At 35.0% G+C, this 25,327-nt stretch carries 21 protein-coding genes and 1 CRISPR repeat array; of the genes, 6 read left to right on the top strand and 15 right to left on the bottom strand.

The genetic code is table 11. The features are described from left to right. Window position 1 precedes the first annotated feature (1 nt). From glpK to DOK78_RS07480, 11 genes are all read right to left on the bottom strand, one after another. Window positions 2-1,528 (bottom strand): glycerol kinase GlpK, encoded by a 1,527-nt coding sequence (gene glpK, locus DOK78_RS07530; protein ID WP_207940940.1) that lies wholly within the window; start codon window positions 1,526-1,528, stop codon window positions 2-4. A 122-nt stretch (window positions 1,529-1,650) separates the two neighbouring features. After that, window positions 1,651-3,087 (bottom strand): helix-turn-helix domain-containing protein, encoded by a 1,437-nt coding sequence (locus DOK78_RS07525; RefSeq protein ID WP_207940941.1) that lies wholly within the window; start codon window positions 3,085-3,087, stop codon window positions 1,651-1,653. Then, on the bottom strand, window positions 3,077-4,348 hold the full coding sequence (locus DOK78_RS07520; RefSeq protein WP_207940942.1) for an NAD(P)/FAD-dependent oxidoreductase: 1,272 nt from the start codon (window positions 4,346-4,348) through the stop codon (window positions 3,077-3,079). Before DOK78_RS07520 ends, DOK78_RS07525 begins: the two co-directional genes overlap by 11 nt. Window positions 4,349-4,470: 122 nt before the next feature. Further along, window positions 4,471-5,769 carry an asparagine--tRNA ligase gene (gene asnS / locus DOK78_RS07515; RefSeq protein ID WP_207940943.1) on the bottom strand — a complete coding sequence of 433 codons (1,299 nt, stop codon included), beginning with the start codon at window positions 5,767-5,769 and terminating at the stop codon, window positions 4,471-4,473. Window positions 5,770-5,812: 43 nt separating this feature from the next. Beyond that, a complete protein-coding gene (locus tag DOK78_RS07510; RefSeq protein WP_207940944.1) occupies window positions 5,813-7,003 on the bottom strand; it encodes a pyridoxal phosphate-dependent aminotransferase in 1,191 nt (396 codons plus the stop codon). A 25-nt stretch (window positions 7,004-7,028) separates the two neighbouring features. Beyond that, on the bottom strand, window positions 7,029-7,529 hold the full coding sequence (locus DOK78_RS07505) for a DUF5590 domain-containing protein (RefSeq protein WP_207940945.1): 501 nt from the start codon (window positions 7,527-7,529) through the stop codon (window positions 7,029-7,031). A 35-nt stretch (window positions 7,530-7,564) separates the two neighbouring features. Further along, window positions 7,565-10,357, bottom strand: coding sequence for a helicase C-terminal domain-containing protein (locus DOK78_RS07500; protein ID WP_207940946.1), 2,793 nt, complete (start codon window positions 10,355-10,357; stop codon window positions 7,565-7,567). A 104-nt stretch (window positions 10,358-10,461) separates the two neighbouring features. Beyond that, window positions 10,462-11,781: a solute carrier family 23 protein gene (locus tag DOK78_RS07495; protein ID WP_207940947.1), complete on the bottom strand. Its 1,320-nt coding sequence runs from the start codon at window positions 11,779-11,781 to the stop codon at window positions 10,462-10,464. A gap of 11 nt (window positions 11,782-11,792) precedes the next feature. After that, window positions 11,793-13,145, bottom strand: coding sequence for a guanine deaminase (gene guaD, locus DOK78_RS07490; RefSeq protein ID WP_207940948.1), 1,353 nt, complete (start codon window positions 13,143-13,145; stop codon window positions 11,793-11,795). 179 nt (window positions 13,146-13,324) lie between these two features. After that, window positions 13,325-13,525 (bottom strand): cold-shock protein, encoded by a 201-nt coding sequence (locus tag DOK78_RS07485; RefSeq protein WP_016174721.1) that lies wholly within the window; start codon window positions 13,523-13,525, stop codon window positions 13,325-13,327. A gap of 173 nt (window positions 13,526-13,698) precedes the next feature. After that, a complete protein-coding gene (locus DOK78_RS07480) occupies window positions 13,699-14,805 on the bottom strand; it encodes a hypothetical protein (RefSeq protein ID WP_207940949.1) in 1,107 nt (368 codons plus the stop codon). 236 nt (window positions 14,806-15,041) lie between these two features. Here DOK78_RS07480 and DOK78_RS07475 point away from each other — a divergent pair, with 236 nt between their 5' ends. The 4 genes from DOK78_RS07475 to DOK78_RS07460 are packed head-to-tail and all read left to right on the top strand — an operon-like array spanning window position 15,042 to window position 17,404. Continuing rightward, window positions 15,042-16,577: a zinc ABC transporter substrate-binding protein AdcA gene (locus tag DOK78_RS07475; protein WP_339076397.1), complete on the top strand. Its 1,536-nt coding sequence runs from the start codon at window positions 15,042-15,044 to the stop codon at window positions 16,575-16,577. Between the two features lie 19 nt (window positions 16,578-16,596). After that, entirely contained in the window at window positions 16,597-16,710 is a 114-nt protein-coding gene (locus DOK78_RS07470; RefSeq protein WP_016174717.1) for a putative metal homeostasis protein, read from the top strand. 14 nt (window positions 16,711-16,724) lie between these two features. Continuing rightward, entirely contained in the window at window positions 16,725-16,994 is a 270-nt protein-coding gene (rpsN, locus tag DOK78_RS07465; RefSeq protein ID WP_207940950.1) for a 30S ribosomal protein S14, read from the top strand. A gap of 2 nt (window positions 16,995-16,996) precedes the next feature. Then, entirely contained in the window at window positions 16,997-17,404 is a 408-nt protein-coding gene (locus tag DOK78_RS07460) for a NusG domain II-containing protein (protein ID WP_207940951.1), read from the top strand. A gap of 43 nt (window positions 17,405-17,447) precedes the next feature. Here DOK78_RS07460 and DOK78_RS07455 read toward each other — a convergent pair whose 3' ends face one another. After that, window positions 17,448-17,879, bottom strand: coding sequence for an Hsp20/alpha crystallin family protein (locus tag DOK78_RS07455; protein ID WP_207940952.1), 432 nt, complete (start codon window positions 17,877-17,879; stop codon window positions 17,448-17,450). 324 nt (window positions 17,880-18,203) lie between these two features. Between DOK78_RS07455 and DOK78_RS07450 the strand changes: the two genes are divergently transcribed. Continuing rightward, on the top strand, window positions 18,204-18,764 hold the full coding sequence (locus DOK78_RS07450; protein ID WP_207940953.1) for a cysteine hydrolase family protein: 561 nt from the start codon (window positions 18,204-18,206) through the stop codon (window positions 18,762-18,764). A 42-nt stretch (window positions 18,765-18,806) separates the two neighbouring features. Continuing rightward, the gene (locus tag DOK78_RS07445) at window positions 18,807-19,436 is read left to right on the top strand and encodes a GyrI-like domain-containing protein (protein WP_207940954.1); all 630 of its coding nucleotides are present in this window, start codon (window positions 18,807-18,809) and stop codon (window positions 19,434-19,436) included. Window positions 19,437-19,574: 138 nt separating this feature from the next. Beyond that, window positions 19,575-20,678: a CRISPR direct-repeat array (repeat unit 32 nt; unit sequence ATTTCAATCCATGCAGTCATAAAGACTGCAAC). A 303-nt stretch (window positions 20,679-20,981) separates the two neighbouring features. Here the strand turns inward: DOK78_RS07445 and DOK78_RS07440 are convergent. The 3 genes from DOK78_RS07440 to DOK78_RS07430 form a co-directional block, all read right to left on the bottom strand. Then, window positions 20,982-22,439, bottom strand: coding sequence for a glycoside hydrolase family 1 protein (locus DOK78_RS07440; protein WP_207940955.1), 1,458 nt, complete (start codon window positions 22,437-22,439; stop codon window positions 20,982-20,984). A 15-nt stretch (window positions 22,440-22,454) separates the two neighbouring features. Then, window positions 22,455-24,323 (bottom strand): beta-glucoside-specific PTS transporter subunit IIABC, encoded by a 1,869-nt coding sequence (locus tag DOK78_RS07435; RefSeq protein WP_207940956.1) that lies wholly within the window; start codon window positions 24,321-24,323, stop codon window positions 22,455-22,457. 98 nt (window positions 24,324-24,421) lie between these two features. Beyond that, window positions 24,422-25,255, bottom strand: a complete 834-nt coding sequence (locus DOK78_RS07430) for a PRD domain-containing protein (protein ID WP_207940957.1) — start codon at window positions 25,253-25,255, stop codon at window positions 24,422-24,424. Between the last annotated feature and the right edge of the window lie 72 nt (window positions 25,256-25,327).

The raw sequence follows: 25,327 nt of genomic DNA, 5'->3' as shown, positions 1-25,327 counted from the left end.
CTTATTGACCTTCCTTCTTTTTGCGCGGTTTGAAAACTTGTGTAGCGGCAACTGCTGCTTGCCAATTTTCATACAATTCTTCACGTTCATCCTCTGCCATTTGTGGTGTGAAAATTTCGCCTTCTTTTTGCATTGCTTTTAACTCGTCTAAGTCTTTCCAGAAACCTACAGCTAAGCCCGCAAGATAGGCAGCGCCTAACGCTGTTGTTTCTAAATTAGCAGCCCGTTGCACTTGAGTATTTAGTATATCTGCTTGGAACTGCATCAATAAATTATTTTTCGCCGCACCACCATCGACTTTTAATAGAGGAATATCAATGCCCGAATCTTTTTTCATTGTTTCTAAAACATCACGTGATTGATACGCTACTGCTTGAAGTGTTGCTCGTACGAAATCTTCTTTTGTTGTTCCACGAGTTAAACCAAAGACCGCTCCACGTGCATCTGAATCCCAATAAGGTGCTCCCAATCCCGTGAAGGCAGGTACAACATACACATCATTACCGCCTGTCGCTTTAGCGGCTATCTCTTCAGATTCTGGAGAAGTTTCAATCATACGTAAGCCATCACGCAACCATTGAATGGCTGAACCGGCTACAAAAATACTTCCTTCTAAGGCATAATAAACTTTTCCATTAATACCATATCCAATTGTCGTTAACAAATTATTGGCTGATAATTGTGGTTTTTCACCCGTATTCATCACAATGAAGGCACCTGTACCATAAGTATTTTTGACCATTCCCGGTTCAAAAGCCATTTGTCCGAATAGTGCTGCTTGTTGATCCCCAGCCATTCCTGAAATTGGTACATTACTTCCATAAAAATGATATCCTTTTGTATACCCATAAATTTCAGAATTACTTTTCACTTCAGGAAGCATAGCTTGCGGAATATCTAGTAGGTCTAAAATTTCTTTATCCCATGTTAAATCATGAATATTGTAAAGCATCGTCCGACTTGCATTTGAGTAATCTGTTACGTGCGCATCGCCATCTGTTAGTTTCCAAACCAACCAAGAATCGATTGTTCCAAATAGCAATTCTCCTTTTTCAGCTCGCTCTTGTGCACCTTCTACATGATCTAAAATCCAACGAATTTTTGTTGCGGAAAAATAAGCATCCACAATCAAACCTGTTTTTGAATGAATCATATCTTTATAACCATCTTTTACCAACTGATTTGCGATTCCTGAAGATTGTCGAGATTGCCAAACAATTGCATTATGAATTGGTCGCCCCGTTTCTTTTTCCCAAACAACTGTTGTTTCACGTTGATTCGTAATACCAATTCCTGCAACTTCATCTGGATGAATGCCTGATTCAATAAACGCACCTGCAATGACCGACTGAACTGAATTCCAAATTTCATTAGCATTATGTTCTACCCAGCCTGAGTTTGGAAAGTATTGTGTGAATTCTTTTTGAGAGCTACCAATATTTTTACCTTTTTTATCAAACAAAATTGCTCGTGAACTGGTAGTTCCTTGATCAATTGCCATAATGTATTTTTTTTCTTTTGTCGTCATAATTATCTGCTCCTTTGATAGCGTTTTCTTTACATACATATCTTACCTTTTTTATTTCAATTTATTTTGTCAGCTTTTTTGCGTTTTTTGTATTTTTTGACAAAATTCAAGCATAGCAAGGCTTATTCTAATTGCCGAATTATTTTTTTAATTTCTTGAATATCATAATTCGTTCCTAATTCTGATAAGCGATAATAGCGTACTTTTTCTTGCTGCTGATTCGTAATAATTAAATCGTAATGGTGTTCAGGAATACACGCCTCTACTACTACACCATTAATCATATTTAAATGTAGCATATACATATTAATAGCGGCTTCTTTAAATAATGGATCCATTTTTAAATCAATGCCTATCCGAATTTCTCGATTCATTTCTACATCTAAAATCGTGACAATACTCAAATATTTCACTTCGGTCATCGCCAACAAACTATTTTCTTCGTCATAAGGAATCGCTAGTGTGTCTTGTGCCAAGCCCAACAATTTTTTTGTATATGCTTGAATATTACGACTAGATAGTTTAGCCTCTAGTTGCCAAATATTCTCACGATCATACACTTCAACATCCCCTTGAAAAAAATACAAACGCAAATGCACTTGGGATAAATGATAATAACAATTGGCTTCCCATTCTGGGCGAATTTTAGGACGAGGATATAATCGTAAAATATTTTCTAAAATTAAAGTATCTGCAATACTACTTGGTGTAAATCGTGAACGTTGTAAGGAATAGTGATAAAAATCTTTTTCGTTTAAAAGAGACATACTAATTAAAAAGATAAAATGTAGCATAATTTCTTCTTCCCTAATTTCTACTGCATAATAACTAAAAAATCGTTGAAAAATAGGTTTTAATTGTAAGTAAAAGCGGTCTTTTTGGTAAGGGATAAATTTTTTGTGAAATTCTTGAAAAGATAATTTTGGAATTGAAATACGGTATTTAGTGATTTTCACCCATAAGTTAATCCGTTGATGCGCTTCTTCAGTAAAAATAAGACCAAAACCACGTTCAAACTGTTCAATCAAGTGTTTTTCTTTTCCCGTTAAATGTTTTGGGTATTGGTCGAGATACCACATCAATTGAAAATAAAAATAACGAATTTGACTTTCTTCGCCTTCGATTTTCCCTTGCCAAATCATCAGTTTAAATTCTTTTAATAAGATATTAATTTCTTTGATTTTTCGTGATAAGGACGATTCACTGATTGCCAATTCTTGTGTTAAACGAATAAAAGCCATTTCTTTGTTTTCCAGTAGATGAATGAGTATTTGATATTTAGGCGCTTCTTGGTACCAAGTCAATTCTAGTTCACGTAAAGAAAACTCCGGTATTTTCCAAAATTCAACACTTGTTTTATCATAGATTAATTGACATTGACCTTCATAAATAGCTAAATCATCTCTTAACTCTTCTAAATAATTTTCTACGGATTTTTTAGAAAGTTGCAACTTCTTCATCATTTCTGTAATAGTGTCTTTTCCACCTGAAAGTAATAAGTTTTTTAAAAGCCGCATTTTTTTTGCTTCTTTTTTCTCTAATAATTCTTCAAATTTCATCGGTGTCACATCCTACAAATAAGTCATTTAAGAAAGCGAGTGTACTGCTGTATTGCGATTGAAAAAAGAAATCTTGTTCTAATAACGCCTCAATCGTCATTTCTTGTTGGATGACCCACCCGCAACGTTCAATAATCGCCAAACAATTCGCTTGTGACAATAACTGTACACCTAATAAACGTTGTGTCTTCCTTTCAATAATTAACTTACAATATAAAGTTTCTTTAGAAGTTATAGATGCAGGTATAACAGTAGTTTTAATCATCAATTTTTTAGGATATAAAAAGGCTTCAGATTCCAGCAAACCCACACTCGCAAGATACCAACCAAATATTTTAGTACCAATCATCCGCAAACCACCACGAAATTTCTTAGTTGGTTTAACTAAATTTGCAGCCGCTGTCATTCCAGAACGAACAGCATGGTTGATTTGTGGCAAATAGATTTTTTCATTGGTTAAGGTAAAAGGAATCTGAATTAAGTCCCCCACTGCAAAAATGTCTTTCTGAGATGTCTCTAAAAAATCATTCGTCTGAATAGTTAAATCGCTATGCGTCGCTAAAACGTCACTCATTGTTTCTGTCGGATGGACATTGACAGTAGTTAAAATTAATTCACTTAATTCCTCCTGATCCATTTGAGTGATTCGCTGATTCAAACGTAAATCTAATTGAGGAATCTTTTCTAACGCAGCTAAAAACGGGGTTAAAAAGTCTTGATCAAAATATTTAAATAACGGATAATCCATGGCCTCAAACAAATGAACTTTTTTACCCAGTTCAATAAAAACACTGGCCGCTTCCATGCCCGCTTGTCCTGCACCAATCAAAGTTATTTCTTGAGCTTCTTCGATCTTTGGTAGCAAATATTTTGCTGCTTGATAGGTTTTGTAATGATAAATTTCTTCTTCTTGCAATTCAATTACTTTTGATTGTTGTGTTGAACCAGTTGCTAAAACCAATTTATCATACATATACGTCCCACAATCCGTTTGTAACGTCTTTTCTTGACCATCGCAAGATAAAAATATTTCTTGCAAACGTAGTTGAATGTTATTTTTCATTAAAGTTTCTTTTGAAATAAAAGTAGCATCTGCTAGATTCTCATACACACCTTGAAGATATAACAGTAACCCATTAGGTAAAAACGCAAGTTGCTCATTTTTTTCAATAATCATAATTTCTGCATCAGGATAAAGTCTTCTTGCTTCTAACGCACAATAAACGCCACCAAATGATGCGCCAATAATTACAATTTTCATACCTTCACCTCTGTTTTCTCATTAAAAAAAAGCGTAAATTAATTGATTTACACATTTTTTTGGCTGTTCTTTTATTCTAAGTATAACAAAAAAACGCCCAAAATGCGGGCGCTTTGTCAGTTCTATGGGTAAATACGATTTAATAAACGTGGGAATGGACTTGCTTCACGTACATGTTCAATCCCCGCTAGCCAAGTAACTGTTCTTTCTAAACCTAATCCGAATCCTGAATGAGGAACAGAACCATACTTACGTAAATCCAAATACCAAGAATATTCGTCTGGGTTTAGACCATGATGCTCAATCTCAGCAAATAAGTGATCATAATCAACATCACGTTCAGAGCCACCAATGATTTCACCATATCCTTCTGGAGCGATCATATCCGCACAAATTACAACATCCTCACGAGTTGGATGTGGTTTCATGTAGAATGGTTTAATAGCTTTTGGATAATTTAAAATGAACACTGGTTGGTCATATGAATTAGCAATAAATGTTTCATGTGGTGAACCAAAGTCATCGCCCCATTCGATATCGTCAAAACCATTTTTCTTCAATAATTCCACTGCCTCATCGTAAGAAATACGTGGATAAGGTAATTTCGTATATTTTTCTAAAATAGCACGGTCACGACCAAGTGTTTCTAAGGCTAGTTCACAATTATCTAATACATTTTGCACTAAAAATGCCACGTATTGTTCTTGAATTTCTAAGCTTTCGTCTTGATGCATGAACGCCATTTCTGGTTCCATCATCCAAAATTCAATCAAGTGACGACGTGTTTTTGATTTTTCAGCACGGAAAGTTGGTCCAAAAGAGAACACTTTTCCAAATGCCATAGCTGCAGCTTCCATATAAAGCTGACCAGATTGTGAAAGGTATGCTTGTTGATCAAAATAATTTGTTTCAAATAAATCAGTGGTTCCTTCTGGTGCAGAACCAGTTAGAATCGGTGGATCAATTTTAATAAAGTTATGTTTGTTGAAAAATTCGTAAGTTGCACGAATAATTTCGTTACGAATTTGCATAATTGCATGCTGTCTTGAAGAACGCAACCATAAATGACGGTGATCCATCAAAAATTCTGTTCCGTGTTCTTTTGGTGTGATTGGATAATCATGGCTTTCACCGATCACTTCGATGCTTTGTACACCAATTTCATAACCGAATTTTGAACGGCTATCTTCGCGAATTTCACCTGTAATCCAGACAGAAGTTTCTTGCGTTAAATTTTTCGCAATTTGAAAAATATCTTCGCCTACTTCATTTTTCACGACAATTCCTTGGAAAGTTGCTGTTCCATCTCTTAATTGTAAGAAAGCAATTTTTCCGCTTGAGCGTTTGTTCGCAATCCATGCGCCGATTTTGACTGTTTCACCAACATGGTGTTGTGCATCAATAATTTGAATTTGTTCCACTTGTGTCTCTCCATTCTATAATTAAACGTTCTATGACAGTGTATTACTTTCTGCGATTTTTTTCAACAAATGCCTTAATTCGATTAACCATCTCTTCTAATGTTTCCCAATCAGAGGCATAACTTAAACGGATATTTTCATTTGCACCAAAACCTGCACCTGTTACAACAGCAACGTGCGCTTCATTTAATAAAGCATCCGTAAATTCAGTCACGTCAGTGTATCCACAAAGATCCATGGTTCCTTTGACATTAGGGAAAAGATAAAATGCGCCTTGTGGTTTCGCTAATTTTACCCCAGGGATTTCTAACATCAATGGATATAAACGATTTAACCGTTCTTCAAACGCTTGACGCATTTCTTCGACTGCATCTTGAGGACCTGTTAAGGCTTCTACAGCTGCATATTGACTCACCGCAGTTGAATTACTTGTTGATTGAGAAGCAATATCTGTCATTGCTTTAATCAATTCTTTGTCACCAATAGCAAAACCAATTCGCCATCCGGTCATTGAATAGCTTTTTGATACGCCATTGATAATTAATGTTTGTTTGCGAATTTCTTCAGAAATCGTCGCAATTGGTGTAAATTCATATCCATCATAGACCAAACGACCATAAATATCATCTGCTATAATTAACAAATCATGTGCCACCGCCCACTCACCAATTGCTGTTAATTCTTCTTTTGTATAAATCATACCTGTAGGGTTAGAAGGTGAATTTAAAATCACCGCTTTTGAATTTTCTGTACGAACAGTTTCTAATTGTTCCACAGTCACTTTAAATTGATTGTCTTCGCTGCCTTCAACAAAAACGGGTGTCCCATCAGCTAATTTCACTTGTTCCCCATAACTTACCCAATAAGGTGTGGGAATAATTACTTCGTCTCCTTCATCCAAAATAGCCTGGAATAAAGCATACAAAGCAAATTTTGCACCATCAGTTACTAAAGTTTGAGAAACCTCATAAGTCAAACCATAGAATTTTTCAATATAATCAACAATCGCTTGACGCAATTCTGGAATCCCTGCACTCGGTGTATAAAAACTTGCTTTGCCTGATTCAATCGCTTCAATTGCCGCTTTTTGAATATTTTTTGGCGTTGGAAAATCTGGTTCACCTAATGTCACACTTAGAACATCGATTCCTTGGCTTTTTAATTCCTTCGCTTTTGTAGAAGCAGCTAATGTCACTGATGGTTCTAATGTTTCAGTTCTTTTCGATAATTTCATACCATTCACCCTTTCAAATTACACCTTAAATATTTCGAATTACTTTAACCTCTTTGCCATCTTTAAAGTCTAATAGATAATAGTTATTCCCCTTATCATCTTTTGTCATGACTTCCCAGACAGGTTTATCTTCAAACATTCCAAGTGTTGCTTTTCTTAATGTTTCACTTGGATATTCATTAAAAATCTTTTCCTTTGCTTCATCTTCGGTTAGACCGTCATCTTGCGCTAAAACGGTCACTTTTTCTCCAGACTTAGGAATAATTGCAATAACCTCTTGTTGTTGATCATTCTTCCCTAAAACAGAAAAATAAGTTTGTTCTCTTGTAAACCAATAGAATTGATCAACTTGCTCAATCTTAGCGTATTGTTCTGCAAGTTGTATAGCTTCTGTTTTAGCTTGCCGCACTGGACTTGTCGCACGGATATAAGAAAGCGAAGAAAAGAGAATGATCAACAACAAAACAATAATTCCTGTCAACAATGCAATAATTTTTTGTTTTTCTTTTTGCGCATTAGTGTTCACTTCTAGTTATCCACTTCCTTTCTTGATAGGTTTCATTATACAAAAACTTTCGTTGAATCTGTACTATTTTCGTTTAAATCTTTGTTATTTTCTAAAAATTGAACAGTTGCTTTTTGGATTTCTTCTATTGAAGCTTCTTGTAATGGAAGTTCCTTTGGTAAGGCTCGAGCGATTTTTTTTCCATATTTTGTGGTTACAATACGTCGATCTAAGATAATCATCGTTCCTTTATCTTCTGTTGAACGAATTAGACGACCTAAGCCTTGACGTAATTTTAAAGCTGCCTTAGGAATGGTTTCTTGCATGAAAGGATTGATGCCCTTTTTTTCCAAATACATCTGACGTGCTTTAACCATCGGACGTTCAGGATTTTCAAACGGTAGGCGCGTAACAATCAACAATTGTAAGGAATCTCCTGGTAAATCGACACCTTCCCAAAAACTATCTGCTCCAAACAAAATACTGTTATTTGATTGCATAAATCGTTTTAACAATTTTTCCCGACTTCCGCCCATTCCTTGTGCCAAAATCTCACGACCATTTTGTAAAAAGTCCATGTGCATACGACCATACACTTTTTGTAAAATATCATGGGAGGTAAATAAGACTAAGACTGGTTGATTCACATCTTCTAACAAGGTTGTCAAAGTCGTTGCTAAATATTTTGCATACGCCGAAGCATCGTATTCATGAATAGCAATCCCCTGATCTAAAGTAAATAATTGTGCTTGTTTCGCATAATCGTACGTAGTTGGTACAACTTTTAACATCGCATCAGGAATACCTAATTTTTTTGCAAAATAACTACGGTCGCCGGATACACGTAACGTTCCACCAATATATAAAATCCGCTCATATCGTTCGTACCAACGAGTATTAGGCAAAATGGCTGCGTCAAAATCAACTAATTGTAATTTCACAGTCCGTTGGTTGCCATAAAAGACTAAGAAATGGACGTAATTTTCTTCCCAATTCGAAAACCAACGATCCATCACTTGATATTGACGTTGCATTTCATCAAAGAAACTCAATAAATCCCCAAACAAAATTCGTTGTCGATTCAACCATGAATGACTCATTTGATTCATTAATGTGCCCAACTGTTTTTGTAAAATTAGTAATTCTTCGTAGTATAGTAGCAAGCGTTGAATATTTTTCTCACATTGTAGTGAAACTGATTCTCGCTGTTCTTTAGTCACGATATTTTCTGCGTTTCCTGTTGCTTGGGACCATTCATAAAAAATATCTTCTTGTGTTTCAGCGATTGCTGTCAATTCTTCGCGATATAATTGAAATAGTCGTGACGTCTCATAATCTTGCCCTACCATCAACTGAATCAAATCAAATAATTGCCCTTCCTCTTGAAATTGACCTAATTTTCTTTGAAAAGCTGCCGTATCCACAAATAAATTAGAAACTTGTTCCATAATGTCTGGTAAATGATGGGCTTCGTCAATAATTAAATAGGGACTTGCTGGAATCAATTGTTGCTGGCGTTGCGTTTCTTGTGCTAATAACGCATGATTAATAATTAACACATTACTTTGAGCCATTTGTGCATATAAGTGCCGTAAGAAATCTTCTTCATATAAAGATTGTGATTTTGCTAAATTTTCAACCCCACGATGACTAATTTCTTTAAATAATAGATGATTCAAACGAACTAAATTCAATTCATCGAAATCGCCTGTTACTGTCTGTGTTAGCCAAACTAAAATTCCCATTTGATATAAGGCATATTGTTTTTGCTGTACAGGCATGTTTAACGTTGCTTTAAATCGTTGCAAATCAATGTAATGATTTTTACTTTTGACAACCGTCGCTTGAATCGGTTGTTCCAAAATGGAATTTAACAACGGAATATCATGTTTCATTAATTGCTGTTGCAACAAAATGGATACGGTACTAATAATTACAGGTTTTTCTGGCGTTGCTAGAAAATGTGCTGGCAATAAATAACCAATTGTTTTGCCCATTCCAGTAGAAGCTTCAACCAATAAATCTTTTTGTTCACCTGTTGTAAAATGGCGATAAATAATATTCATTAATTTACTCTGTTCTTTTCGATACATTAGTTTATCGTGATACAGTGCCATTTTTTCTTTTTTGGTCGTAGGGTATGTTTTCTCAAAATGTTGTTCCAAAAATAATTTTACTTCTTTTTTACGCAAAGCCATGCCATCCACTATTTCTAATTCTGGTGCTAATGGTCGTGGATTCTCGCGCATCTCTTGAACAACTGATTGAATGTACTCGCTAGTTTGCATACTGGTAACAACGCTTAATTGCGCTATTTTTTCCATTGTTACTAACGGTAACTTTTTCATAATTGCTTCTATATATACTAATAATGTGGCTGTTACTTCAGCATCACTATCCGCTTGATGGGGTGCATCATGTTCCAACCCTAGATTTTCTGCCAAATCACCTAAACGAAAACTGACTTCTGTTGGTAAAAAGATTTGCGCTAATTCAACCGTGTCAATTCCCGGAATCGTCAATGGCGGCATTCCACAACGCTCCAACTCGTGATTTAAGAAATGATAATCAAAATGAATGTTGTGCGCAACAAAAATCGTATTTTCTAATAAATTATAAATAGTGGTTGCCACATCTTCAAAAAGTGGTGCTTTTTTAACACGTTTATTTGAAATATGCGTTAAGTTTTGAATTTGTTTGGAAATCGGCTGCATCGGATTGATATCAGTCGCAAATCGACTAACAATTTTATTATTTTCAACTAAGACACAACCAAATTGGATGATACGATCACTTTTAGGATCGGTGCCTGTGGTTTCGATGTCTACAATTGCATAAGTGGTTTTCATCCTCTTCCTCCTCACACATGCTCTTTGCATTATACTACAAAGATTTTTATTCGCCCACCTTTGCCCAAACAAAAAGACCACCCCTCAAGATGATCTTTGTTTGCTTATTTTGTTTCTGGAATTAATTTATTCATCGCTACTGCGACAATCGCACTTAAAGCAATTGGTGAATCTAATAAATATTGGATAAACTGTGGAGCACTTTGTTTCACTTCTGCTGGCATAAATAATAAACCAATCGCGACAATTAATGGCACGCCAATAATATATAATTCTCGTTCAGAAAATTCTTGGTTTTTGATAACACGGAAACCACTCAACATAATAATGACACAAACAACCGAAAATACACCGCCGATAACTGCCGATGGAATGGCATGAATCAATGCAGATAATTTTCCTAAGAAAGATAAGATGATAAACCAAACAGATGCCATAACAAACACTTTCTTACTTGCAACGCCTGTAATTGAAATAATCCCAGCATTTGTTGAATAACCTGTCACTGGAGTTGTTCCTACTAATGCTGCCATTAAACAACCCAAACCTTCGCCAATCACACCTTTATTGATTTGTTCATCTGTGACAGCTTCTTCAGTTACTGCGCTGACTGCATACCAAGTACCAGTCGTTTCAGCTAAAAGAACCATATAAATAACTAACATTGTTAAAATTGCAGAAATATCAAATTTCAATCCAAAATCAATAAAAGCGATATTTGGTAAACTTAAAAAAGAAGCTTCCGAGACTGAACTAAAATCTAAACCGCCCATAAAAGAGGCAATTACTGAGCCTAATGCTAACGCAATAATCACTGAGCTGATTCGGAAAATTTTGCCTAAATTAGGGAAATATTCACCTAACATTGAAAAAATAATTAAGGTAGCTGCTGTAATTATAGCTAATAAAATATTCTGATTGATACTTAAACTTTCGCTTGAAACATAAATGTTTCCAGTAAACGCAGACGGTAACAGGGTCAAACCAACAATCATGATAATCGTTCCACTAACAATACTTGGAATAAACTTGCGGACAATATATTTATATACCCCAGTCATCCCTAACAAAACAACTGCTAATGCACCGATGACACTTGCACCCAACACTGTATCCATTCCTTTTGAACCAAGATAAATACCAATAATTGCCCCCACTGGAACAAAGGACGGCCCTTGACAAACCGGTAATTTCAAGAAAAATAATACTTGAATTAATGACGCAATCCCCGCTCCTAAAAAGGTAGACTGAATAAGTCCTGCTGCCTCAGGAGAAGACATCCCTACTGCTGTTGCAATAATAAATGGTGGAACATATACGTCCATCGCAAGGACATGTTGTAATCCTAAAATAAAGGCTTGGCCAAAGGGAATATCTTCATTGACACCCACAGTTAAATTCTTTTTCTCTACTCTTGTTTCCACAAATTTTCCTCCTAGTACTTCTCGTGTACAAGTTTTCCTTGTACCCAAACTTGTTTAATATTGGTAGGTGTTGCTAAATAAAGTAATTTTTGCAATTGATCTGCTGGCTCATTGAACACGCCAAAGCCTGATAAAGATGCACCTGTTGCATTCATATCCACCACTTGCAAATCACAGGCATAGCCTTTTTCAATGACACCAATTGGTAAACTTAACGCTTCGCCTCCACCTTGTGTAGCCAAAGAAAAAGCTTCAATTACTGAAATACGTGAATCGGCTACGCCACGTGTATCTTGGGTACGAGTAACATCGACACCATCTTCTAACATGCGTGAAGACATGACCGCTTGTTTGATGTTATCCCACAAACTCGGTGAAAATCCCCCTGAGATATCCGTTCCTAAACCAATTTCTACTCCTTGTTCTTTCAAGCGTTTAATCGGAATAACGCCGTTCGCAAAATAAGCATTTGAAATGGGACAATGTGCAACGGCAGTACCAGTCTCCACAAAAATTTCCCCATCTTTTTCATCCACAAAATTGCAATGTGCCATCACTGATTTTTCTGTTAACAAACCAAAATCACGTAAGACTTCCGTATCAGTTTTTCCAAAGCGTTCTTTGACGTGATCGTGCTCCCACTGACCTTCACTACAATGCGATTGGATATGAACATTGTATTTTTCGGCTAATTTTCCTAAACCAGCTAATCCTTCATCTGTACAGCTTGGTACAAAACGTGGTGTGACAACAGGATAGATACCTTGTGTCACCTCTTTTGATAATTCTTTCACTGCTACAATGAACGCTTCCGTATCACTTAACGCCTGTTGTGTTGAAGCATCACGATAAAATTCAGGATTCATTTCTGGATGGTCCATCACAACCTTTCCAACCAACCCACGTTGCCCTTGCTCTGCGCAAATTCTAGCCAAAGCTAAACTTGCTTCTAAATGTATTGTTGCAAAATACAAAACCGTAGTCGTTCCTCGTGCTAGTAAATTTGTTACCAAATCTTGATAAACATTTTGGGCGAACTCCTTATCTTGATATTTCGCTTCTAAAGGAAAGGTACATTCATCTAACCATTTATTTAATGGTTCATCCAATGCAATCCCGGCTTGTGGCCATTGCGGAGCATGGACATGTAAATCAATAAAACCTGGTAAGAAATATTGTCCGTCTTTTAACTCTACAAATTTCTCGCTTGCCTGAGCTTCTTTTAATTTGGTTTGATACAATGTATCTTTTGTTTGGAATACATTTTGGATAATTCCTTGTTCATCCACTTCAATAAGTGCATCTTCTAAAAAAACTAATTGACCATAGCTTGGCGTATGGAATACAGACCCTTTAAAAAACATGATTGTTTGCTCCTTCTTTTTTATTCTTTTTAATTATAATAGAAAACCTATAATCCACAAGATTCTCACGTAAATTAACAACCTAAATTATATTATCGTTCGTTTATTAACCGTTTACAACAAAAAGTGCACAAAAAAAGACGAAGTTGTTCAACTTCGTCTTGTAAATTCATATAGAATTAAGCTTTAACAACGTTAGTAGCTTGAGGGCCACGTTGTCCTTCTTCGATATCAAAAGTTACTGCTTGACCTTCTTCTAAAGTTTTGAAGCCGTCTCCTTGGATAGCTGAGAAATGTACGAATACATCGTTACCATTTTCTGCAGTGATAAATCCAAAACCTTTGTCTGCGTTAAACCATTTTACTGTACCTGTTTCCATATTAAAAAATCCTCCTTGTGTATAAACACATATTTTGCAATTACTTGTTAAGGTGAAAATTTGGAAGATGTTTTAAAATGAAACAAGCTACCATATTTACCATTACAAAAACTACATTTTCATTATAACACACTCATTATAAAAATATCTACCTTTTTCCAGAAGAATTAAAACTAATAGCGTAAAATAGCTACTAATTCCTTCTCACCTGGTGCATCTTTTTGATCTAAAACAAAAACATCGCCACCATTACGAATGGCATCATTTGTTAACGTATTTAATACTTGTCGCCAATCATATTCCTCTTCTGGATTATCGCCATAACCATCAATCAAGTTCGAAGTTGAGATGAATAGATGCGAAACACGCCCTTCTGATGCAGCTTGACGAATATCTGCTAATTGATCAAAGAATTTACGCTCAATCAACTCTTTATAATTTTTCACTTCTTTTGCTGTCAGCTCATCAACAATTACTTGCGTGCCTTTTTCAATTTCATTTACAGACAATTGTGCAGGCGATGAAGATACCGCAATTGACGAATCATAATAAGGATATTTCGCCACTTTTTTGAAGGTTGTTTGATTTTCTGGAAGTGCAAAAAGATAAAGTGGTAACTTCTCTCCATTTTCCAGTTCCTCTTTCAAGAAAGCATCCACTGCTTGGTAATAGTTCACCCAATCAATTTCAACTTCCTCATCTTTTGCACTGACACCGTGATAAGCAGCACTTGAATTTCCTTGTGTGCGGAAGTTTAAGTTGCCACCTGTAATTTCTTCACCCAGCGCTTTTTTTATATCTGTTGGTGCCCCTTCTGATAAAGAAACTTCAGAAAGTTGCTTATTTTCCATGCGATACAATTTCATTGAATCACGATTTAAACCTAATAGATGGTAATTATAATTGAATTGGGCATTTTTAATAATCGCTAATAGATAAGGTGTATCACCAACATAATATTGGTCATCTACAGCAATACTTAAACGGTGAACATAGGTTTCTTCGGTTGTTAAAATAATCGCAACACTAGCTGTTGCACTACGCCAAAAGTTTCGATCATTCAATAACGTATCTGTTTTTTCCTGGAATTTTTGCCAGTCGTTTTCGGAATAACGTTTATTAAATCGTTTTTTTGCTTCTTTAACAAAGTTTTTGAATTTTAATTGATCTTTTTCGATGTCTTGATGAGCCACATGTGTATTTAACATGATTGTTACAAATGGTCCTTGTACACCTTCGGAAGTGAGTTGATCCAATAATTCTTTACCAATTTTCGCCATAATATTCCCTCCTACAAAATTATATATTACACAATTAGTGTATCATGCCTCAGAGAGCTTTCCAAATAAAACGGTTACGTAACTAGTAATAGCCAATTCAAAAAAATAAATGAAGAAAAGGCTTGACTTTCATTTTACTCTTATGATAAATTAGGCACTGTCTTAAATCGTAACAATTACGATTTGAAAAAAATAATAAGAGAGATTCTTATTAAGGTAGAAAGTGAGTGAAGAAAGTGAAAAAAGGAAAATTAGGTATGTTGTTAGTCAGCACACTCTTATTAGGGGCTTGTGCAAGTAACACAGCGGATAAAACGGATAGCACATCATCAAAAGAGGAATCATTAGAAATTGTTACTACCTTCTATCCAATGTATGATTTCACAAAAAATATTGTTGGAGATGAAGCCAACGTCGAATTATTGATGCCGGCTGGAACAGAAGCACATGATTATGAACCGTCTGCTAAAGATATCGCTAATATTCAAAAAGCTGATGCCTTTGTTTACAACAATGAGAATATGGAAATGTGGGTTCCTTCTCTTGAAGAATCGTTAAAAGATGGTGACGTCAACGTCATTAAAGCAACTGAAGGCATGTTATTGTTACCTGGTTCTGAAGATGATCATGACCACGATCATGGACATGGCGAAGAAGGACATAGTCATGAACTAGACCCTCATGTTTGGATATCTCCTTATCGTGCCATTCAAGAAGTTGAAAGTATCCGTGACCAATTGATTGCTGCATATCCAGATAAAAAAGAAGCGTTCACGACAAATGCTGAAAAATATTTAACAAAATTATCTACTCTTGATGAAAGCTATCAAGAAGCATTTGAACAAGCAAAACAAAAAAGCTTTGTCACACAACACGCAGCTTTTGGTTACTTGGCTTTAGATTATGGTTTGACACAAGTCCCGATTGCTGGTCTTTCTCCAGATGAAGAACCTTCCCCTGCCCGTTTAGCAGAACTCAAAGAATTTGTTGACGAACATGGTGTAAAATATATTTACTTTGAAGAAAATGCAAATGATGCTATCGCTCGTACGCTAGCTGATGAAGCCAAAGTAGACTTAGAAGTTCTAAATCCACTTGAAGGTTTAACAAAAGAAGCCATGGATAACGGTGAAGACTATGTTTCAGTAATGGAACAAAATTTAGTAGCCTTACGTAAAACAACCGATACAGAAAATCCAAAAGAAGAAACAGCTAAAGCAGAAAAAGAAAAAACTGTTTATAATGGCTATTTTGAGGATAATGATGTCAAAGATCGCCCATTATCTGATTGGAGTGGTGAATGGCAATCTGTTTATCCATTACTTGAAGATGGTTCATTAGATCAAGTCTTTGATTACAAAGCCAAACTGGACCCAAGTCAAACAAAAGAAGAATACAAAGAATATTATACAGTTGGTTACCAAACAGATGTCAAAGAAATAACTATTACCGATGATACTATGGAATTTATTTTCGACGATAACTCGTCTGAAAAAGCAACGTATCGCTATGCTGGAAAAGAGATTTTAAATTATAAAGCTGGAAACCGTGGCGTTCGTTTCTTATTTGAAGCAACAGATCCAGATACGAAAGCATTTAAATATGTTCAATTTAGCGATCATTCAATTTCACCAACAAAAGCCGCTCACTTCCACATTTATTTTGGAAATGATAGTCAAGAAGCTTTGTTAGAAGAAGTAGATAATTGGCCAACGTATTATCCAACTGATTTATCTTCAACTGAAATCGCTCAAGAAATGTTAGCACATTAATATAGGAAGGAAGTTTTATATGGAAAAGCAAGATTTATCAAGTGCCTATCGCCGTCTAAAAAGTCCCAATATTAAGACGCGTAAACGCGCATTAAAAATTATTCATCAATATAAACGAAACAACAAAAAATAAAGGAGTCCTTTTTCATGGCAAAAAAATCAAAAATTGCAAAATACAAGAAACAACAAGCGCTAGTTGAACAATATGCAGCTTTACGACAAGAATTAAAAGCCAAAGGTGATTATGAAGCTTTAGCAAAATTACCTAAAGACTCACACCCCAATCATTTAAAAAATCGGGATGTCATTGACGGACGACCACATGCTTATATGCGTAAATTCGGACTATCAAGAATTAACTTTCGTAAATATGCCCATCTTGGCCAAATTCCTGGCGTAAAAAAAGCTAGTTGGTAAATATGAAAAAACTATTGAAGCAAATGAGAATCAAACCCTTTGATTTACCAATCATTTTCTGTCTAATTCTCTTTTCTTTCATTCCTCTCGCTATTTTTGCTGCACAACAACCAGAAACGGAAGAAACTTCTGCTCGTTATGCCATTATCCGTATTAACGGGCAAGAAGTTGATCGCTTTAATTTAGATGAAATTCAAGATTTTGAAAAAACTTACTATCCAGCAGAAAATCAATATAATATCATTCAAGTAAAAGATGGACGTATTCGTGTTCGTGAAGACAATAGTCCCGATCAAATAGCGGTTAAAACCAGTTGGATTGCTAAAAATGGAGAAACAAGCATTTGTCTTCCCCATAAATTAGTCATTGAAATTCAACAAGAAGGCGCCGAGGATGCTTTTATCAATTAAAATAGGAAGGAACTTCTAAAAAAGTTCCTTCCTATTTTTGATTTTATTCAATTGGAATAGTTTTTTTACGTGCTAATCTTTCCTCTGTCTTTGGTAACGTAACCTTCAAAATACCATCTTGATAGGTTGCTTTAATCTCATCTTCTTTTACATTATCGATTAAGAACTGCCGCTTCACACTATTATAACTTCTTTCACTGCGAACAACTTTTCCTTTATCATCTGTTGCTTCACTTTCAGTTTGATGTGCACCTTCAATAGTTAAGACACCTTTGCTATAATCGATGTGGATATTCTCTTTTGGAATACCTGGAAGTTCTGCTTCTACATTATATGCAGCTTCTGTTTCAAAAATATCTGTTTTCACCAAATTTTCCTTAAAACCATCGAAAAAACTTCTACCTGCATTGCCTAAAAAATCAAAAGGAGTCATATCGAATAAGCTAGCGTTACGTGGAATTATTTCATTTGCCATCTCAATCCATCCTTTCTATTTTTATTTTCAATTATATTATAAATAGAACGATTTACTTTTTCAAATAGTTTGCTAAAGCAATCAAACGAAAGCGTAAATAACAGTTCCCCAAAATAATGCTAAGAATCCTAAGATAAAACGCCAGACAACATATGGTTTCATTTGAGTAAATTTCATACAGATTCCTCCTAGTCTTTATCATCTTACAACTCAAATGTGTTCTTTTTTATAACAAATTATAAAAGAATCCTTAAATTAAAGATAAGATATAAATAGAACGAAAACTCCTTTATAATAGAAACAAATAATAATTGGAGGAATTTTATGACAAATAGTGCCTTGCTCCTAATCGATGTGCAACAAGCGTTCGATGATGCTAAATGGGGACCTCGAAATAATCCTCAAGCTGAAGAAAATATGCAAAAAATTTTAGCATTCTGTCGAAAAAACAATTGGACAATTATTCATGTCCAACATATTTCGCAATTAACAGAATCTGTGTTTTACCAACACGGTTCAGGTTTTCCAATCAAAGAAATTGTCGCTCCACAAGCACATGAAAAAATCATCCATAAACAAGTAAACAGCGCCTTTATCGGTACAGGTCTGGATGATTACCTTAAAGAAAAACAAATTGGCGACTTAACAATTGTCGGGTTAACCACACCTCATTGTGTATCTACAACGACTAGAATGAGTGGTAACTTAGGCTATCGCACCTACTTAATTTCGGATGCTACAGCTGCGTTTGGTATGAAGGATCATCAAGGGAATTTTGTAGATGCTCAGACACTCCATCATTACTCTCTTGCCACACTCCATGAAGAATTTGCAACAGTAATTGATACAGATACTTTCATTAAAAATAAAACTTCAATTGATTAACATTATATGATGGTGCTTGAATAAGAATAGAGGGAATTGTTAATGAAAAAATTCGATTTTAAAAAAGAAAACAAACACTATTATCTTCCAAAAAATAAGCCTGAGATTATTACTATTCCTAAAATGAATTTTATTGCGATTCGTGGAAAAGGCGATCCAAATGAAGTTGACGGTGAATACGACCACGCACTAAAACAGCTATATACGATTGCCTATACCATCAAAATGAAAGGCAAGGAATTGCCAGGTTATTTTGAATATGTTGTCCCTCCTCTAGAAGGTTTTTGGTGGATGGATGGTATAAAAGGTATTGATTATCAACATAAAGAGTTATTTCAATGGATTGCAGTTATTCGCTTACCTGATTTTGTCACCAAAAAAGCTTTCTCTTGGGCAATTGACTATGCCACTACCCATAAAAAACAAGATTATTCAAACGTCTTCTTCTTTACTTATGATGAAGGGCTTTGCGTACAGATGATGCATCTTGGTCCGTATGATGATGAACCTAAAACATTAGCTATTATGAATCAATATCTAGAGGAACAAGGTTATGCACCCAATTTCGAGTACCGCATGCATCATGAAATTTATATCAGTGATCCACGTAAGACAGCAAAAGAAAAATTAAAAACCGTCCTTCGTCATCCAATAAAAAAACGGATAGATTAAAGAAAAAAACAGAGTGTTCTTATGAAAGTAAGAATCCTCTATTTTTTTAATGTGAATTATGTTTTTCGCCCAGTTTAATTTAGGCAAGTATGAAAGAGTCTAACCACAAGAGTAAAAATAAGTTCTTTTATGGTGGGAATTTCAATCCATGTAGTTGTGAAGACTGCAACTCGCCATATATCCAACTTATTTTTGAGGATAATCTCATTTCAATCCATGCAGTCATGAAGACTGCAACGTTGCAACCGTCCTTGAGGTCAGCGTTGACCCTCGCTATTTCAATCCATGCAGCCATAAAGACTGCAACAAATGTTTAGTTATCAAGTAGCATACGTTGATTGATTTCAATCCATGCAGTCATAAAGACTGCAACCAGGTAGTTAAACTCTCCCGTACCACATCTAAGGTAATTTCAATCCATGCAGTCATAAAGACTGCAACAAAACTTCAAAAATATTATCATAACAAAACTTGCTATTTCAATCCATGCAGTCATAAAGACTGCAACATGGTGTCCTAATCAACAAGTTCTTTATAAATTTATTTCAATCCATGCAGTCATAAAGACTGCAACCTTCTGTCAAGATAGCTAATTGGCTATTGATGATAATTTCAATCCATGCAGTCATAAAGACTGCAACATCTGTAATTTACTTATTAAACGACCGAATTGAAATTTCAATCCATGCAGTCATAAAGACTGCAACAGGTAGTTCCTAAACCAACCCCATCACCTGCATGATTTCAATCCATGCAGTCATAAAGACTGCAACGAAATAAGGAGTGTAAATAGCATGTTTATTCGCGAATTTCAATCCATGCAGTCATAAAGACTGCAACTTATACATTGGCATAATAAATCGCCCACGCTTTTTATATTTCAATCCATGCAGTCATAAAGACTGCAACATGGTCGCAAGCCTTTGAGAAAAGAGACACTGCCAATTTCAATCCATGCAGTCATAAAGACTGCAACTATCAACGAGCAACCAACCCTCGACGAGTGGCAAATTTCAATCCATGCAGTCATAAAGACTGCAACTTTTAGTCGTGACAGTAAAAATCAACCAAAAGACATTTCAATCCATGCAGTCATAAAGACTGCAACAAACCAAGATGGAAATACGAACTATATTTTTTACTATTTCAATCCATGCAGTCATAAAGACTGCAACAAAGGCGTTTTAGCTTTTTTGAGGTTTTTACCCTTATTTCAATCCATGCAGTCATAAAGACTGCAACGGCGATTAAGTATAAAAAACAGTGATTCGTTCTGTTTTCCTGATGAGTTTCGCCCAATTATATGTGTTTTTTTTCAAAAAAACACATATAATTGTATTTTCTCTCATCATAATCTCATTTTACAGCTTTTTTTCGGTGCGAATCGTCTAGTGTTTTTCTGGGAGCTTGGGATTCGCACTAAATTGAATCTTCACAATACTTTCTTCTTTTATTTTATCACAAAGTCATCATAGACATCTGTGAATTAACTGAACAATACAATCAAAGAGCAGAATTATTCTCCATTCTGCCCTTGTTTGTTAATTATAACTGTTCGCCGTTTGTTGCAATTACTTCTTTATACCAATCAAAAGATTTTTTCTTGGTACGTTTTAAGGTGCCATTTCCTTGATCATCCATGTCAACATGAATAAAACCATATCTTTTTTTCATTTCTCCTGTTCCAGCAGAAACAATATCAATACAACCCCATGGCGTATAACCAATTAAATCAACTCCATCTAATTCGATGGCGTCTTTCATGCATTGAATATGTTTAGAAAAATAATCAATACGATAATCATCAATAATTTCGCCGTTCTCGGTCACTTCATCAACTGCACCAAACCCATTTTCTACTACAAATAATGGGATATGATAACGTTCGTATATTTGTACTAATGAAATTCTTAAACCTAATGGATCTACCGCCCAGCCCCATTCAGATTCAGTTAGATAAGGATTTTTAACTGCTGGAACTTGATTGCCGCCAATGTACTTCACGTTTTCTAAGTTTACTGTAGACGCTGTTGACATATAGTAGCTAAACCCGATAAAATCGACAGTTCCTTTGGCAATTAGTTCATCATCACCTGCTTCTTTAGCTATTGTAATGCCTTCACGTTCAAATTTTTTCAGTTGATGTGCAGGATAATACCCTTTCACTTGCACATCCATATAAAATTCATGTTGTCGATTATATTCAATGGCTGCAAAAACGTCTTCCGGTTTACTAGTCATTGGATAACTTGGAATGTAAGCAACCATCATCCCAATCTGGAAATTCGGATTGATACTATGTCCTAGTTCAACAGCTTTTGCACTAGCGACAAATAAATGATGTGCTGCTTGGTATTTACTTTGCGGTTCACTACTATGGATACCAATTTGAGTCCAACTACGTAAAAAATTAATTTCATTAAATGTCATCCAATATTTTACTTTATCTTTATAACGATTAAAAATTGTTTCGCAGAAAAAGACAAAATAATCAATAACTTTACGGTTGGACCAACCATCATATTCATCTGCTAAATACATTGGAATATCAAAATGATTAATTGTAACTACAGGTTCAATCCCATATTTCAAACATTCATCAATGATATTTTCATAGAATTGTAATCCTTCTTCATTCACTTCTTCGGTCCCTTGCGGACAAATTCTTGCCCAAGACATCGAAAAGCGGAAACATTTAAAGCCCATTTCTGCAAATAGCGCAATATCTTCTTTATAATGGTGATAAAAATCAGTTGCCACATGGCTAGGATAATATTGTTCAGAATCGATATATCCTAATGCCCCTTCTGGCAAACTTTGATTGGCTTTGACTTGACTAACCTCGCCTTCTTTTGTTTTAAATGTAATCATTCTTGGTGTATCTTTGTCTCCACCAGTAATTGCATCCAAAGTGCTTAATCCTTTACCTCCTGATAAATAGCCACCTTCGTATTGGTTTGCTGCAGTAGCGCCGCCCCATAAAAAATTCTCTGGAAAACTCATGATCTTCATTCCTTTCTATTTTGTTTGTACTTTAATAAGTGATTCACCCGTTTTAATTAATTTATGCTCACTTGAAATGATTTCTTGATAAGCATCCATATTTGTTACAACAATAGGTGTTGAAATTTCATAACCACTTGCTTTTATTTTATCAATATCAAAGGTTAAAAGTACATCCCCTTTTTTAAATGTATCGCCTTGTTTTAAGGTACTACTAAAATATTTACCCTCTAAATTAACCGTATCGATTCCCACATGAATTAATATTTCTACTCCTTCATCAGATAGTAGCCCTAACGCATGTTTGGAATCAAAAAAGACGGAGATTGTGCCATCAAACGGTGCAACTATTTTTCCTTCAGTAGGGATAATTGCATTCCCTTTACCAACCAATTCTTGGCTAAATACTTCATCATTCACTTCAGCTAACGAAATTACCTCGCCGGATAAGGGACTTTCTATAACAAAATTTTCTTTAACCTTGCTTGAAATCATTACTGAATCGTCGGTTGGTTCAACTCTAGCTGTGGTCACTTCTTTTGGCAAACCAAAAAGATATGTCAAGACGCAAGCTAATCCTGCTGAAATTAATACACCAATGATTAAAGCACCAAAATTATTTGCTGTAAAGACTGGCAAAGTTAATAATGAAGGCGGTACATATGCAGTTCCTTGCGCATTAAATAACGATAAAAATGCTGCTCCGATTGCAGAAGAAAGTAAAGCAAAGCCAAATGGACGTTTATATCTTAGGTTAACTCCAAACATAGCAGGTTCCGTGATTCCTAGAAAAGCCGAAATAGACGACGTAGCCGCTAATGACTTAACTGACTTATCTTTAGCACGTAAAAATACCCCTAAGGCAGCACCAGCTTGAGACATGTTGGCAGTTAATGCACTTACTAAAATATAGGAACCACCTGTGGCTGCAATTTCTTGAATTTGCAGAGGCCCAATAGCATAATGCATTCCTAACATTGTTAATAATGACCGTGTGCCTCCTAAAGCAAAAGCAGAGAATACGCCACCAACTGTGTAAAACCAACGGATAAATATAGCTAGATATTCACCGACATAAGAACCAATTGGACCTAACACAACTAGTTGCAATGGAATCATAATTAACAACACAATCATTGCAGAAAAAATAATTTTTAAAAAATCAGGCATAAACTTATTTACCCATTTATCCACGTAACTTAAAAACCACACAGATAAAATAATCGGGATAACTGTCGATTTGTAGTTCACTAAAAGAATTGGCAAACCAAAGAAACTGATTGTGTCTACACCTGTATCAGCAATTGCTAATGCACCATTTAGAATTGTTGGATACATATATCCTGCTGCTAAACCTAAAGCAAGAAATTCATTGGTTTTAAATTTCTTGGCAGCGCTTAATGCTAAAATAAACGGTAAGAAGTAAAATACTAAATCACCAATCATACTTAGAATAGCTACTTCGCTAGATTCAGCATTAATTAAGTTATACGTTGTTAAAAGCGAAACAACTGCTTTTAACATCCCTCCAGCAATAATCATTGGAATTGCTGGACTAAAAATTCCAGCAATGGTTTCAATGACAGAACTAATTTTTCCTTTCTTTTCCGCAGGTTCAAAATGAGCAGCATCTTCATCAATTTTTACTATTTTTTGAACTTCATGATAAATTTTTTGAACCTTAGCTCCAATAATTACCTGTGTTTGCCCATTTTGCAATTGAGCATTTAAGACACCATCCAAATTAGCAATCGTTTTCAAATCAGCTTTACTATTATCTTTCAAATTAAAACGCAGGCGTGTGGCACAATGTGTAAAATTCTGAATATTCTCCTCCCCTCCTATTTTTTCAACAATTTTCTTGGCTAATTCTTCATTAGTCATATCGCTTTCCTCCTTTTATATATAAAAAATGACCAGCACAAAAAAATGAATTTTTTGTGTTGGTCATGCCTGATCGAATCAGTAACAGTCCAGAATGGCTATTTAGTTGATAAACGTTTTAAATGCAATAATAAATATAATTGTTCATCTGTGGTAACATGCCAATTATAATTATTTTCAAGATATAGGCAAATCTTTTTTAAACATTCTAGTTCTTGCTCAGCCGTTTTTTTAACGACTTCATATAATTCAGATTGTTCATTTAATGATTCATTATTGATTTGTCGAAAAATAAAGTATCTTAAATGTGTCACAAAACGAGCAAAATTAATTGAATCTTCGTTAATGTTTTTCTTCAGATTATATTTTACTATCGTAACAATATCTTTAATAATTTGAGTAATTTTAGATGTTTCTGAAAAATCTGCTCCATTTTTTAATTGGGCATTTACAAAATGTAATGCAATTAAACTGGACTCTTCTTTAGGGAGTGTAATGGCAGTTTTTTCTTTAATTAAAGACAATGCATATTCGCCAATTTTTGTTTCAGTTGGATAGATATGTTTAATTTCCCAGTGTAAGGTATTAATTACTTCATCAGTACCTTCTTCTCTCTCCACTGAATTATTAATATGATCTGCCAAAGAAAACAAAAGCAACTCATTTAAGTTTGCTTGTAATAATTCTTTTCCCTCCTCGATAATCTTTTCTGTTATGTTAATAATTGGTAAGGGAATTTGGGTAAAAATTGCCATATATTTATCGGCATTTTTATCTTGTTGGGTAAATATTTTTTCAATAATTTCATCATTATCATTTAAAATAAAAGGTGTTTGTCGAAATCCCAATCCTCTACCAACCACAAATACTTCAGAACCATCCCTCATTTTTGCCATAACGATATTATTGTTAATTTTTTTTATTACCTTCATGTAAACACCTTCCATTTTTCTCACAATACGCAAAAAATGACCAATATTCCAGCACAAAAAAACTGAAAAATT

This window comes from Enterococcus sp. DIV2402, assembly GCF_017426705.2.
Lineage (GTDB): Bacteria > Bacillota > Bacilli > Lactobacillales > Enterococcaceae > Enterococcus_F > Enterococcus_F lowellii.
This window is presented reverse-complemented; position numbering and strand designations above follow the sequence as displayed.

Coding starts and splice junctions, on each gene's coding strand:
- DOK78_RS07500 (WP_207940946.1), bottom strand. CDS start 10,357: ATGAAAACCACTTATGCAATTGTAGACATCGAAACCACAGGCACCGAT.
- DOK78_RS07460 (WP_207940951.1), top strand. CDS start 16,997: ATGAAAAAACTATTGAAGCAAATGAGAATCAAACCCTTTGATTTACCA.
- DOK78_RS07520 (WP_207940942.1), bottom strand. CDS start 4,348: ATGAAAATTGTAATTATTGGCGCATCATTTGGTGGCGTTTATTGTGCG.
- DOK78_RS07525 (WP_207940941.1), bottom strand. CDS start 3,087: ATGAAATTTGAAGAATTATTAGAGAAAAAAGAAGCAAAAAAAATGCGG.
- DOK78_RS07510 (WP_207940944.1), bottom strand. CDS start 7,003: ATGAAATTATCGAAAAGAACTGAAACATTAGAACCATCAGTGACATTA.
- DOK78_RS07470 (WP_016174717.1), top strand. CDS start 16,597: ATGGAAAAGCAAGATTTATCAAGTGCCTATCGCCGTCTAAAAAGTCCC.
- DOK78_RS07435 (WP_207940956.1), bottom strand. CDS start 24,323: ATGACTAATGAAGAATTAGCCAAGAAAATTGTTGAAAAAATAGGAGGG.
- glpK (WP_207940940.1), bottom strand. CDS start 1,528: ATGACGACAAAAGAAAAAAAATACATTATGGCAATTGATCAAGGAACT.
- DOK78_RS07480 (WP_207940949.1), bottom strand. CDS start 14,805: ATGGCGAAAATTGGTAAAGAATTATTGGATCAACTCACTTCCGAAGGT.
- DOK78_RS07430 (WP_207940957.1), bottom strand. CDS start 25,255: ATGAAGGTAATAAAAAAAATTAACAATAATATCGTTATGGCAAAAATG.
- DOK78_RS07450 (WP_207940953.1), top strand. CDS start 18,204: ATGACAAATAGTGCCTTGCTCCTAATCGATGTGCAACAAGCGTTCGAT.
- guaD (WP_207940948.1), bottom strand. CDS start 13,145: ATGTTTTTTAAAGGGTCTGTATTCCATACGCCAAGCTATGGTCAATTA.
- DOK78_RS07440 (WP_207940955.1), bottom strand. CDS start 22,439: ATGAGTTTTCCAGAGAATTTTTTATGGGGCGGCGCTACTGCAGCAAAC.
- DOK78_RS07485 (WP_016174721.1), bottom strand. CDS start 13,525: ATGGAAACAGGTACAGTAAAATGGTTTAACGCAGACAAAGGTTTTGGA.
- DOK78_RS07455 (WP_207940952.1), bottom strand. CDS start 17,879: ATGGCAAATGAAATAATTCCACGTAACGCTAGCTTATTCGATATGACT.
- rpsN (WP_207940950.1), top strand. CDS start 16,725: ATGGCAAAAAAATCAAAAATTGCAAAATACAAGAAACAACAAGCGCTA.
- DOK78_RS07445 (WP_207940954.1), top strand. CDS start 18,807: ATGAAAAAATTCGATTTTAAAAAAGAAAACAAACACTATTATCTTCCA.